General features: G+C 67.7%; 8 protein-coding genes. 1 reads left to right on the forward strand and 7 read right to left on the reverse strand.

The window, feature by feature from the left end; all coding sequences use genetic code 11:
• Positions 1 to 68: 68 nt before the first annotated feature.
• The 5 genes from I2E26_RS02065 to I2E26_RS02085 all read right to left on the reverse strand — a co-directional run bounded on the left by I2E26_RS02065 (position 69) and on the right by I2E26_RS02085 (position 5,737).
• Positions 69 to 674 carry a hypothetical protein gene (locus I2E26_RS02065; protein WP_195419417.1) on the reverse strand — a complete coding sequence of 202 codons (606 nt, stop codon included), beginning with the start codon at positions 672 to 674 and terminating at the stop codon, positions 69 to 71.
• A 131-nt stretch (positions 675 to 805) separates the two neighbouring features.
• On the reverse strand, positions 806 to 2,023 hold the full coding sequence (locus I2E26_RS02070) for a DUF2974 domain-containing protein (protein ID WP_195419418.1): 1,218 nt from the start codon (positions 2,021 to 2,023) through the stop codon (positions 806 to 808).
• A gap of 110 nt (positions 2,024 to 2,133) precedes the next feature.
• Positions 2,134 to 3,330 carry an electron transfer flavoprotein subunit alpha gene (locus I2E26_RS02075; RefSeq protein ID WP_195419419.1) on the reverse strand — a complete coding sequence of 399 codons (1,197 nt, stop codon included), beginning with the start codon at positions 3,328 to 3,330 and terminating at the stop codon, positions 2,134 to 2,136.
• Positions 3,327 to 4,124 (reverse strand): electron transfer flavoprotein subunit beta/FixA family protein, encoded by a 798-nt coding sequence (locus I2E26_RS02080; RefSeq protein ID WP_195419420.1) that lies wholly within the window; start codon positions 4,122 to 4,124, stop codon positions 3,327 to 3,329. Before I2E26_RS02080 ends, I2E26_RS02075 begins: the two co-directional genes overlap by 4 nt.
• The gene (locus I2E26_RS02085) at positions 4,121 to 5,737 is read right to left on the reverse strand and encodes an FAD-binding oxidoreductase (RefSeq protein WP_195419421.1); all 1,617 of its coding nucleotides are present in this window, start codon (positions 5,735 to 5,737) and stop codon (positions 4,121 to 4,123) included. Before I2E26_RS02085 ends, I2E26_RS02080 begins: the two co-directional genes overlap by 4 nt.
• Before the next feature lie 272 nt (positions 5,738 to 6,009).
• Between I2E26_RS02085 and I2E26_RS02090 the strand changes: the two genes are divergently transcribed.
• A complete protein-coding gene (locus I2E26_RS02090) occupies positions 6,010 to 6,258 on the forward strand; it encodes a hypothetical protein (protein WP_195419422.1) in 249 nt (82 codons plus the stop codon).
• Positions 6,259 to 6,525: 267 nt separating this feature from the next.
• Here the strand turns inward: I2E26_RS02090 and dnaE are convergent, their stop codons facing one another.
• On the reverse strand, positions 6,526 to 10,332 hold the full coding sequence (dnaE, locus tag I2E26_RS02095) for a DNA polymerase III subunit alpha (protein WP_195419423.1): 3,807 nt from the start codon (positions 10,330 to 10,332) through the stop codon (positions 6,526 to 6,528).
• A gap of 308 nt (positions 10,333 to 10,640) precedes the next feature.
• On the reverse strand, positions 10,641 to 12,753 hold a 2,113-nt coding region (locus tag I2E26_RS02100; protein WP_195419424.1), incomplete at its 5' end, for a 3'-5' exonuclease.

Here is a 12,753-nt window from a genome sequence, read left to right on the forward strand (position 1 = left end):
TCACAGCATGCGGGAGCCCTCCCTATTTGTCACCATCGAGATGTAAACAACGTCTTGGCACTTAACACCTAGCGCCCGCCCTGGCGACGCCGATACGCGTCCCAAGCCAGCTCGCAACCCCTACCAACAACCCTTCCGCCCAGCTTGGCAGCGGCGACGGCGCCCTTGCCCGCAAGCTTCGCTCCGCCCACGGCGACCTTGGCCGTCGCAGCGGCGACCTTCGGCGCGTTGCGAACCACCGCCTTCGCGGCGCGGGCGCCCTCGGCCTTCGCGACCTCGACAGCCCTCGCGGACGCCGCATCGAGCTTCTCCTCGACGCGCGTGGCCTCTCGGCCGGAGTACCTGCGCTGCCCTTTGCTCGCCAGGGCGGCACCGCCCAGAAGCGCGGCGGCACCCGGCCCGGGCAGCACCATCATCGGGACGCCTGCGGCCGCTATCGCCGCCCCTGCCGCCATCTCGACCGCGCCGGCGACCTTATGCACGGGCGAGGGCCCAGCGGGGCCGCCCGGTCTCCGATCCGACGAAGCCACGCCGGAGGCCGCCGTGAAACCGGCGCCCACCCCCGCACCGGGCTCCGACGCGGACCCTGCGTCTGCGGCCGCACCGGCGACCGTCGCCTCATCGGCTGCGGCGCCCTCGTCCCTGCGATCAAAATCTTCGCTCGAAGCCGCCATGGCACTCATCCTCCTCATCACGGGGCTGCAGAACCCCAAACGGCTACAGATACCTACCCGTAACGCTCTCGCGGCAAGCGGCAACCCGCGTCGGCGTGCCCGCGCACACGATTCGTCCACCCCGCCTCAAATTAGCGCCTGTCCCCAATTTGAGGGGTCGGCAGCTTCATCGATGGCCGCGCGCTCTTGATCGTGTCGAGCAGACCGCCTGCGGCATCGGCGGCCTTCTCCACCGTCGCCGTCTTGGCGAAGGATTTGATCACGTCCTTGACGAACTGCTGCAGGTCGGGGTCGAGCCCCTCGACCGCATCGAGCATGAGCGGGATCGTGTTCCTCCGATCCGCCATGATATCGGAGAACCTCGCGGCCCCGGTCACGCCGATCACGTCGAAGAGCGCGTCGACGAAGCGCTCGCGCTCGGCAAGCGTGTACTTGTCCATCCATGCGTCGAGCGTGGCGTTGAAGAAGCGCGATGAAGCCGTGTAGCCCTCGGCCGGCACGAACGCGCAGCCGTCGACATCGACCTCCCAGAGGAACGGATTGTGCTGGAAGAGCGAGAAGCCGCCGCTTTCGACGATGAGCGGTTCGCAATCGGGCGCCTCCGACAGGACGGCCCCGATCATCGTCGACTTGGGAACCGTCTTCACCATGATGGGGAGCGCAGCGCGATAGGCGTCCGACGAGCAGAACTCGCGGTGGAAGCCGGGACCGTCATGGGAGTACACCCGGACGATGCGCTCCCGGTGCTCGGGCGCGCACGTCGCCGCGGCGTACACCGCGAGGTTGCCGCCCTTGGAATGGCCGCCCACATAGAGCGGCCCGGGCATCCGCCCCGCCACGGCGTCCAGATAGGAGCGCGCCTCCTCCTGGGCGGGAACCGGGTTAAGGAAGGTCATGTTGAAGTCTTCCTTCCATCCCACGATCGTGGAATCGGTCCCGCGAAACGCGATGTAGGACGATCCATCGGGTAGGTAGAACGTCATCGCCGCAAACTGCTCCTCGCTCCCGCGGCTCGTGGTGAAGCGGAACTCCGCCAGCCGTGCATCGCGAAAGCGCGGACTGGAGCACACGGCGAACAGTAGCTCGCGGCTCCCCTCGGGGTCCCAGCTCGAGCCGAACATGCTCTCGAACGACTCCGCCCGCAGCAGCTCGTGCAGGGCGATGCCCTCCGCCTGGCACGCGGCCCCTTGGGCGGCGCCGAGATGCGTGTAGGCGAGCCATGCGAACACGAGGCTGTCGACCGCGCAGAGCGGCCGCTCGTCGAACGTATCCATACGCTGCTGCGCGTAGGTGAGAAACGTGCCCGCCCCCTTCTGCCGCCTGATCGGCAGCGACCTGTCCTCCATCATCGCACCTCGCTCCTCATCGACGCCTCCATGCACCCGTTATGCCCATTGTAGGCCCGGGGGAATCCGAAGACGACCCCTGCGGCGAGACGCGGCCCCACGGCGCGCGGCGGCTAGGGGCGCAGGCGGGTCAGCAGCTCGGAGGCGACCTCCATGCAGTCGCCCACCACGCGATAGTGGGCCGATAAGAATACGGGGGCGTCCGGGTCGTCGTTCACCGCGATGACGGTCTGCGCGCCGGCGATGCCCGCGACGTGCTGGATGGCGCCCGAGACGCCCAGGCTGAGCAGCACGCGCGGCGCCACCGCCACGCCGGTCTGGCCCACCTGGTGCCACGAGTCGAGCCATCCCGCCTCGACGATGGGCCGCGTGCAGCCGAGCTTCGCGCCCATGGCATCCGCCAGCTCCCGCACGACCGCCAGGTTCTTTTTCGACCCGATGCCGCGACCGACCACCACGAGAACGTCGGCATCGGTGATGCGGTCGGAGTCGGCACCGCGGTCGACGCCGTGCAGGACCGCGCGCGGAACCACGCCGTCCGCCAGCCCCGCATCGACCACCTCGCCCGCGCGGCCCGCATCCGGCGCGGGGGCGGCGAAGATGCCCGGGCGGACGGTCGCCATCTGCGGACGATGCGAGGGGCACTCGATAGTCGCCATCAAGTTGCCGCCGAACGCCGGGCGCGTCTGCTGCAGCAAACCCGTCCGGCGGTCGATGGAGAGCACCGTGCAATCGGCGGTGAGACCCGTCTCCAGGCGGACGGCGACTCCCGGGGCGAGCTCGCGGCCGAACACCGTCGCCCCGTACAGGATCGCCTCGGGTCGGCGCTCGCGGGCGAGGGCGCAGATCCATTCGGCGTACACCTCGGCATCGTAGGAGGCGAAGCGCTCGTCGCGGCAGCGCAGCACCGCGTCGGCGCCGGCGGCGACCAGGGAGCCGGCATCATCGCGGACGCCGAATTCCGCCAGCAGGGCGACCACGCGGCAACCGCGCTCATCGGCGAGACCGCGCGCCCTTCCCACGAGCTCGTACGCCACCTCGAGCACGCGCCCCTCGGCATCGACCTGGGCGAACACCCATATGTCTCGATACGATGCGAGGCCGCGAGCGGACGCCGCCCCATCACGCTCGATGGACAGGGCGTCGACCGGGCACGCCTCCACGCAGGCGGCGCACAGGATGCACGAATCGGTCACCGACGCGCACCGCGCGCCGCGAGGACCCTCGACCACGATACCGTCGTTGCCGCAGGCGCGCACGCAGCGCCCGCACCCGATGCACAGCTCGGGATCGACCCTCAACCCGCTCATACACCCATCTCCTTCAACAGGGCCGCCAGGGCATCAGCCTGCTCGGCGGCGGCGCCGTCTATCGAAACCGCCTCGGACGCGCGCTCCGGCACGAACGATCGAACCACCTGGGTGGGAGAACCCGCCAATCCGATGCGCGACGGGTCGGCGCCTACGTCGGCGGCTGACAGCACGGGAATATCGACGGCCTGCGCCGCACGGATACCCGTGATGCTCGCCATCCTCAGATGCGCGACATCCTTCGTCACCGTCAAGACGGCGGGCAGGGGCAGCTCGGCCACGGCCTCGCCGCCATCCACCTCGCGGCGGGCGACCACCGCGCGCCCATCCACCTCGAGCAGCTCGGTTACGCCCGCTGCGCACGGCATGCCCAGCGCGCCGGCGAGCTCGGGGCCGATCTGGGCCGTGTCGCCGTCGACCGCCATCTTGCCGCACAGCACCATGTCGCGCACGCCCAGCCATTCGACGCCGCGGGCGAGCGCATGGGTCGTCGCCAGGGTGTCCGCGCCGGCAAACGCGCGATCGGAGAGCAGCAGGCCGCGGTCGGCACCGCGGGCGATGCAGTCGCGCAGCAGGGCCTCGGTCGCGGGGATGCCCATGGAGAGCACCGCCACCTCGCAGGGCAGCCCCTGCTCGCGGCGCTCGTCCTTGATGCGCAGCGCCACCTCGAGCGCCGCGGCGTCGAACGGGTTGATCACCGCCGCGCCGCCGTCTCGGATGATGGTGTTCGTCTTCGGGTCCATCTTAACCTCGGTGCTACCGGGCACCGCTTTCACGCATACGATGATCCTCATGCCCGTTCCTCCCCGCATGCCGCGCTTCCCCTCGCATCAAGATAGCCCTCGCCGAACAGGTTTCCCCGCCCCAGCCGCCCGGCGGGATCGAGCTGCAACTTCAGCGACGCCATCTCGCGCACATGGGCCTCTCCATACATGGTCAGCAGGAAGTCGCACTTGAGCTTGCCGACGCCGTGCTCGGCGGAGACGGCGCCGCCCATCGCCGTAACCTCGCGCGCCCACAGGCGAAACAAATCCTTGCCCAAGGCGAACTCCCGCTCGTCGCGCGGAAGGATGTTCACGTGCAGATGGTTGTCGCCTATGTGGCCCCAGGTCGCCGACTCGAGGCCGGCCTCGGCGATCGTGCGCCGATACAGCGCCATCACATCGTGGAGCCGTTCGTCTGGAACCGACATATCGGAGCCCAGCTTGGTTATGCCCGGCGTGCTCCGGCGTCGCAGATCGATACGCATGTTGACGCACTCGGGAACCGCGTGCCTGAACAGCCGCTGGCGCTCGCGGTCGACATCGGTGCGCGCCACCCAGGTATCCTCCTCGCTCGCGTCCGCCTCGCGCAACAGCTCGCCGAGCGTGCCGAGCGCCGCCATCGCCCCCTCTTCCGTCTCGCACTCGAGCTCGACGAACACGCACGCCCCGTAGGCGGTGGGAACGGCGGGAAGCGAGGCGAAGGAGGCGCCCTCGCCGTGAACCTCGCGCAAGACGCCGAGCGCCTCGCCGTCGAAGTACTCGAACGCGCTCGCCTCCTTCAAGCGGGGACGCGCGGCCGCGACGAAATCGAGCGCCGCCGCCTCATCTCCGAAGAAGCAGTTGACACCCCACACCACCTGCGGAAGCGGCATCAGGACGAGTTCGAGCTCGGTGATCACGCCGAGGGTCCCGTCGGATCCGATGAAGAGGTCGATCGCATCCATATCGTCTTCAACGGCGTAGCCCGATGCGTTCTTGGTATGCGGCATCTCGTACGTCGGCAGGTCGAGACGGATCGTGCGCCCCTGCTCGGTCGCGAGGACGAGGGTTCTGCCATGCGCGCGCTGTTCGCCGCGACGCAGCGACAGCATCTCGCCGTCCGCAAGCGCGACACGGAGCGCGCTCACGCGATGCCGCATGGGGCCGTAGCGGTAGCTGCGGGCGCCCGAGGCGTTGCAGGCCGCCATACCGCCCACGCATGCCGAGGTCTCGGTGGGATCCGTGGGAAAGAACTGCTCGGGAGCGGCATACAGCTCCTCGAGCGACACGAGCGATGCCTCATCCCAACCCGTCGTGGGGATCGTCTTCGCATGCAGGTGGCGACGGAGCTCCGACGACACGACGCCCGGCTGCACGCGCAGGTGGAATACGCCCGCCCCATCACGGCGAAGGCCCAGGAAGGCGTTCATCTTGGAGAGGTTGAGCACGTGGCCGCCATGGGGCACCGCGCCGGCCGCCAAGCCGGTGCGCGCGCCCTGTACCGTCACCGGCACCGAGGGCTCGGACTCCGCCAGGACGCGGAGTTGCGCGCACAGCTCGTCTTCCGTCGTGGGGAACGAGATGGTGTCCGCCTCGCCCTGGGAGCGCGATTCGTCGCGTCGGTATTCGTCGAACTCGGCGTTCATCGGTTTGAATTCCTGCATAGACGCCCGTTCCCCTCATGCTCTTTAGCGTGTTAAAGCGTAAGGGCAGTATGCCGCACGATTGTTTCGACTCGTTAACGCGACGATTTATGACGGACCTGTGAAGCGAAAAATCTCGAAAAATAGCTGCGCGGGCGGACGGGCGCTCTACCCGCGGTTGTTCGGATCTTGTAAGGTCACCGGTGCCGTGCTGTAAGATTCGCCTGCTAGGCTATGCCTCCCATCGCCCGCGGAGACCTGGTACCCCCCGCGGCATGACGCAAGGAGGTTGTATGGCACTGTACCTACCGAAGCAGCATCTTGCGATCGAGGTCGTCGACGATCCGGAGAGCGCCCCCGTCGACCCCGACGCCTTCCCCGAGCTGTCCGTGGCGACGGTGACCGTGGACCAACTCGCGAATCCCCAGACGATCAGCTGGTACGCCCAGCGGGCGATGGGCCATGCCCTGCGACGCGAAGCCGCCATCCGCGACATCGCCCAACCCGACGACGAGCTCCCCTGCCTCGAGGCCGCAAACTGACAACCCCGCAAGGCAGGGAGCGCACCGTAGGACGGCGCATCCCTGGCTTGCGGGGCAAACTGGCCCCACGGTCGCCGTCTAGGCCCTCATTCGGAGCAGGTTGCCCCGAAGGCGGCGGCACAGCCGCAGGCTAAAGGAGACGAAACATGCAAACGCCCCGACCGCGTGATTTAGCCGCAAGGCGAGTCAAGTTGCCCCGAAAGACAGGGTGCGCACGCCTTAGGGCGGCGCGACTCCGGCTTGAAGGGCAAATTGGCCGCCTGGTGGCTAAATCACCGTGACGCGGCCGTTGGAGCCAACGATCCCCTTCACCTCCGCGATGAGCGGAATGGAGCGGGCGTTCACGCGTGTGGGGATCTCGGCGCGCATGGTCTGGCCGTCGGCTTGCTCGACGAAGAGCTCGACGCGGTCGCCGCCGGGGTTGGTGGCAAGCACCGTGGCCAAGCGCGACATATTGCTCTGCGTGAAACGCGAGCTGGGCACCATGACCTCGAAGACCTTGGGCCGGTTGGTCTCCTCGTTGAGCTCGAGGGGCAAGATCTCCTGCGCGATGATCTGGTCTCCGCGGTCGGAGCGCTCGAGCTTGCCATGGACGCGGATGAAGGCGTCGGACAGCACGGCGCCCGTCTCGGGATCCGTCTCGCCGTACAGGCAGCTCTCGGCAGCCTTGTACGTCTTGGGGAAGACCACAACCGTGGCCTCGCCTTCCATATCCTCGAGGGTGACGATGGCCATGGGGTCGCCATTCTTGGTGACGCGCTTGGAGACCTCGGACACCATGCCGGCGAACCAGAAAGGCTTGCCCTCGGGAATCTCCTGGTTGATGGTGCCCTCGCCATTGGGCGCCATGGTCTCGTAGCCGGTGTCGATCTGCGAGAGCGTAAACTCGCGCGCCTTGCCGAGCGCGTACTCGTAGGGGCGCAGGGGATGGTCCGAAACGTAGATGCCCAAAACCTCGCGCTCCTGCGAGAGCTTCATGTGGCGATCCCACTCGTTGCCATCCGGATCGGGGATCACGACCTCGAAGCCCGAGCCCTCGACATCGCCGAAGACGTCGAAGAGCGAGGTCTGGCCGCTCGCACGGTCCTTCTGCCGCTTGGTGGCGGCATCGATGATGTTCTCGGGATTGGCCTTGTCCACGAAATGCATGAGCTGACGGCGCGGATACCCGGTAGCATCGAAGGCGCCTGCCTTGATAAGGGCCTCGATGACGCGGCGGTTGGCCTGGCTCGAGTCGACGCGGTCGACGAAGTCGTGCAGGTTCTTGTACGGGCCGTTCGCCTCTCGCTCGTCGATGATCGCCTGGGCGACGCCCTCGCCCACGCCGCGGATGCCGGCCAGGCCGAAGCGCACGCCCTCGGACGTGGCGGTGAACTCCTTGCCGGACTCGTTGACATCCGGCGGCAGGACCGCGATGCCGTCGTGGCGGCACGCGGAAACGTAGTGCACGATCTTGTCGGTCTTGCCCGTATAGGAGGTGAGCACGGCGGCCATGTACTCGTTGGGGTAATGGGCCTTCAGCCAAGCGGTCTGCATAACCAGGATGGCATAGCCGGCGGAGTGCGACTTGTTGAACGCGTAGGAGGCGAACTCGAGAACGTCGTCCCAGATGCGCTGGGCGGTCTCGCGCTTGTAGTTGTTGCGCTCCGCACCATTCATCCAGTGGTCGTAGATGGTCTCGTCCTCGCCATCGGACCATTTGAATACCTGGTCCGTGAGCATCTTGATCTTCTTCTTGGCAACGGGCTTACGGATACGGGAGTCCGATTCGCCCTTGGAGAAGCCGCACATCTCGACCGAGATGAGCATGACCTGCTCCTGGTAGACCATGGTGCCGTAGGTCTCGCCCAGGATGCCGTCGAGGCGCGGGTCGTAGGAGACCGCGGGCTCCTTGCCGTTCATGCGGTTGATGTAGCTGGTAACCATGCCGGCGCCCAAGGGGCCCGGACGGTACAGGGCGATCAGAGCGACCACGTGCTTGTACTCGGTGGGCTTCATGTTCTTGATGGTGGCCGTCATGCCCGCGGACTCGACCTGGAAGACGCCCGCGGTACGGCCGGCGCTCATAAGCTCGAAGATCTTGGGATCGTCGAAGGGGATCTTGTCCGGGTCGATATCGATGCCGTAGTTGGCCTTGATGTTGGCCTTAGCCTTCGAGATGACCGTGAGGGTGCGCAGGCCCAGGAAGTCCATCTTGAGCAGGCCCATGTCGGCGACCGTATGGCCTTCATACTGGGTGATCTCGACGCCGCCCTTGGTATCGAGCTTGGTGGGCACGTGCTCGTTGACCGCGTCGCGGCAGATGAGGACCGCGCACGCGTGCACGCCCTCGCCGCGGGTGAGGCCCTCGATGGAGAGCGCGGTATCGATGATGCGGCGGGCGTCGTCGTCCTGACGGTAGGCATCGGCGAAGTCCGGGCTGTAGAGGTCCTCCTTGCCCGGCTGCTTCTCGAGCACCTGGCGAAGCTTCACGCCCGGGTCGGCCGAGACCATCTTGGACAGGCGCTGGCCCATGTAGACGGGGTAGTCCAGCACGCGCGCGGCGTCGTTGATGGCCTGCTTGGCCTTGATGGTGGAGTAGGTGATGACGTGGGTGACCTTCTCGGGGCCATAGAGCTGTCGAACATGCTCGATGACCTCGAGACGCCGCTCATCATCGAAGTCCATATCGATATCGGGCATCTCGGTACGTTCGGGAGAGAGGAACCTCTCGAACATGAGGCCGTTCGACAGCGGGTCGAAGGTGGTGATGTCCATGGCATACGCGACGAGTGCACCCGCGGCCGATCCACGGCCGGGACCGACGCCGATGCCGTTTTGCTTGGCCCAGCGCACGTACTCCGCGACGATGAGGAAGTAGGCCGCGAAGCCCTTGTCGCAGATGACCTTGTATTCGAACTCGAAGCGCTCGCGGATGTCGACGCCGCCGATCTCCTTGCCATCCCAGTCGTCGCCGTAGCGAAGGGCGAGGCCCGCCTCGCACTCGCGGCGAAACTGGCTCTCATGTGTCTCGCCCTCGTCGAGCAGCGGGTAGTTGGGCAGGATGATGCTGTCCCAGTCGAGCTCGACGTCGCACTTCTCGGCCAGCTCGACCGTGTTGTCGCACGCCTCGGGGCAGTACGGGAACATCGCGCGCATCTCGTCTTCGGTCTTCATGTAGAACTCGGATCCCTGCATGCGCATGCGGTTGGGGTCGTCCACCTTGGAGTTCATGCCGATGCACATCATGACGTCCTGGATGGGGGCGTCGTCGCGCGTGAGGTAGTGGAAGTCGTTGGTGGCGATGACCTTGACGCCGATCCGCTTCGCGATCTCGATGAGCTGGCGGTCCATCTGCTCGTCGGTCATGCCGGAATCGGTGGTGATGCCGTGCTCCTGGATCTCGATATAGAAGCTTCCGGGCTCGAACAGGTCGCGGAAGGTCTCGGCCCACTGGAGGGCCGACGCCATGTCGCCGCGGTCGATGCACTTGGGGATGATGCCGGCGATGCACGCCGAGCTGGCGATAAGGCCCTCGCGGTGGCGGCGCAGGTTGTCCAGGGTGACGCGCGGCTTATAGTAGAAGCCGTCGACCGCGGCCTCCGACACCGTCTGCATGAGGTTGACGTAGCCCTGCTCGTTGCGGGCGAAGAGCACCATATGGTAGAGCTCGGGCTTGCGGTCGCGGGCGAGCGTGTCATCCGGCGTGAAGTAGACCTCGCAGCCGAAGATGGGCTTGATGACCAGGGGCGGCTTGGTGGAGTCGAGGCTGCCCTCGGCGTCCCATGCGGCCATATCCTTCTGGAACTGGGCGTAGGCGCGCGGATCGGCCTCGGGATCGGGCTGCTCGAGCTCGTCGCGGCGCCCCTTCTCGAGGAACGACTTGTCGTGGCTCCAGGTCTTGTACTCGGGCGTGCCATGGTTGATGGCGTCGCAGGCGAGACCGAGCTCGGGGATGCCGTACATGTAGCCGTGGTCGGTGAGCGCCACCGCCGGCATGCCGAGGTCGACCGCGCGCTTGACCATATCCGAGATACGGGTCGCGCCGTCGAGCATCGAGTACTCGGAGTGGTTGTGAAGGTGGACGAATGCCATGTGCCGTTGTCTCCGATCTGATGTGCTAAAGAATCTGCTTGGGCGCGAAGCGCGACGGAGGCGCGCACTGCGCAACCCCGCCCCTTCGGCCCCCTTTTCGAACGCTACCGATTGTAACCGAGCATGCGGACATCCGTTCGTATGTCCAGCCGGCAATCGAAAGCACCATAGCTTGTTCGCCCCGCGCAACGCCGGACGGGAAGCGCAGACGACAGCGCCCGCATCCGCGGGGAACGGATGCGGGCGCTTGACACCGGGATGCTGCTGCAGGCGGGACTCGGGGCACCGCGCCCCATGGGCTCGCCAGCCTAGTGCGTGACAAAAACCTCCGTCCCAAAATGAACCACCTGGGGTTGGGCGGGGGCCGAGGGGTCGGGGACCTCCACGCGAACGAACTTGAGGGCAACGTCGGTGTAACCCGCGCGACGCAGGACATCGGCGTAGACGCGGGCCTGCAGGGCGTGCTTCTCCTGCAGCTGCTCGGGCGACTCGGCCGGGCTGCCGCCGGTCTTGTAGTCGATAAGCAAAGCGCAACCCGGACGGGCAGGATCGGTGCACAGCAAATCGATGGCGCCTTCGGCGAACTCGCCGAACTCCTGGGAGAACTCGTCCATACCGAGCGTGTAGAACGGCACCTCCGCGCGGCGGCACGGCCAGGAAAGCGCCTCGGCGCGCACGTCGCTGGCGAGCCAGCGCGCCATCGCGTCGTCGAAGCGCGTGCGCTGCTCGGGCGTGCAGCCCCAGTAGCGGCACAGGGCGTCGGCGCGCTCGACGGGCAGCTCGCCGCGGTCGAGCTCGATCAGCCACTGGCAGGCGGCATGGAACGCGCTGCCCAACGCCGTGGGATCGCCCACGCGCGCAGCCGCGAGCGCGGCGTCGCGCTCCTCATGCATGGCGGCGACCTCCTCGGGCGTCGCGGCCTCGCTCGCCAGGGCGCCCTCGTCTGCCGAAGCATGCGAAGCAGCCGCGGCGCGATCCTCCTCCTCGGCGTGGAGCGCCGCCGAGATGGACGAGTAGCTATACGACGAGCGCGCGGGACGGGCGGCCGGCACGACGCGCCGATACACCGAGCCCGGCTCGACCACGGTGAAGCTGTCGGACTCCTCGGCGGGAACGGGGGCGGCATCGGACGCCGGAACGGAAGCGGCTTCGGCCTCCCCCGCGGCTTCGGTGGAAGCGCCCGCGTCCGCCGGCAACGGGGTGCCCGCCACGAGACGACCCTCGGAAACGTAGGCGTTGGGTTCGTAGGCCACCCCGCCGCTCGCGAAGCCCTTGAGCGCGATGAGCTCGAAATCCCCCGGCTGCGCGTTGTCGAACACCAGGCGGTCGCAGGCGAGCGACGCGCCCTCATCGGGCAGGATGCGCTCGAGCACCGAAGGCGTGAGGTCGCGCTCGGGCTTGAGGGCGAGCTCGGCCACGCGGCCGCGACCGACCTCGGCATCGAGCGCGAGCAGGCACACCTCGCGCGCACGCGTCATGGCGACGTAGAGCAGGCGCGAGCGCTCCTCCAGCGCGAGCCGGTCCTCCTCGTCGCGCATCGACATCCAGGCCTCCGCGGCCGACCCCGTGGCGCAGACGTCGTCCACGAGGCTCGCATCGAGCCACGGGCCCGTGGCTCCGCTGCCCGATAGGAACTTCTTGAACTGCTTCTCGACCTCGGATCCGTCGACGAAATTGCCCGCCGAATCGCGACCGTGCGGGAAGCGCGCGGGCAGCGCCGCCACGCCCACGGTGCCGTCCTCGCGACGCGCCATCTGCATGCGGTCGCCGTTCGGGCGAATGCCGAAGCACTCGGAGACCGCCACCACCGGGAACTCGAGGCCCTTGCTCGCGTGCACCGTCATGATGCGCACGGCGTTGCCGCCCTCCTCGTTCAGCGCGCCGGGTGCCTGCTTGCCGGACAGGAAGCGGTCGTAGGCGAGCGCCACCTGGCGTGGCGCGTTGCCTACCTCGGCCTCCGCCTCGGCGAGGGCATCGAGCGCTTTGAGCATGTTCGCGGCGGCGGCGCGCCCCTCGGCGCCGCGCGCTTCCAGGCGGACCATCAAACCTGACTCGTTGACCACGTCGCGGGCGATGCCCGCCAAGCTGTCGCGGCCGACGCGACGCAACGCGGGGCGCAGCACCGCGCGGGCGCGATCGAGCAGCGGCAGCTCGCCGAAACCGGGCGCGTCCTCGTCGGTCAGAAGGCCCGCCTCGATATTGCGGCGACGGGTCTCCCCCGTCTGCTGGTCGAGCGCGGTGGAGAGCGCCAGGAACTCCTGGGCGCCCAGGGCGAACAGCGGGGAAGCCAGCAGCGGGGCCAGGCCCTGCGCCGTATCCATGAGGTTGCCGAGCGTGTACGCGAGCGCGCGGACCGTCTTGGCCTCCTCGGTGCCCGAGAAGACCGAGCCGCCGCTGATCACGCAATCGAGCCCCTCGGCG

Origin of the sequence: Collinsella sp. D33t1_170424_A12 (assembly GCF_015554865.1) — a bacterium.
GTDB lineage: Bacteria > Actinomycetota > Coriobacteriia > Coriobacteriales > Coriobacteriaceae > Collinsella.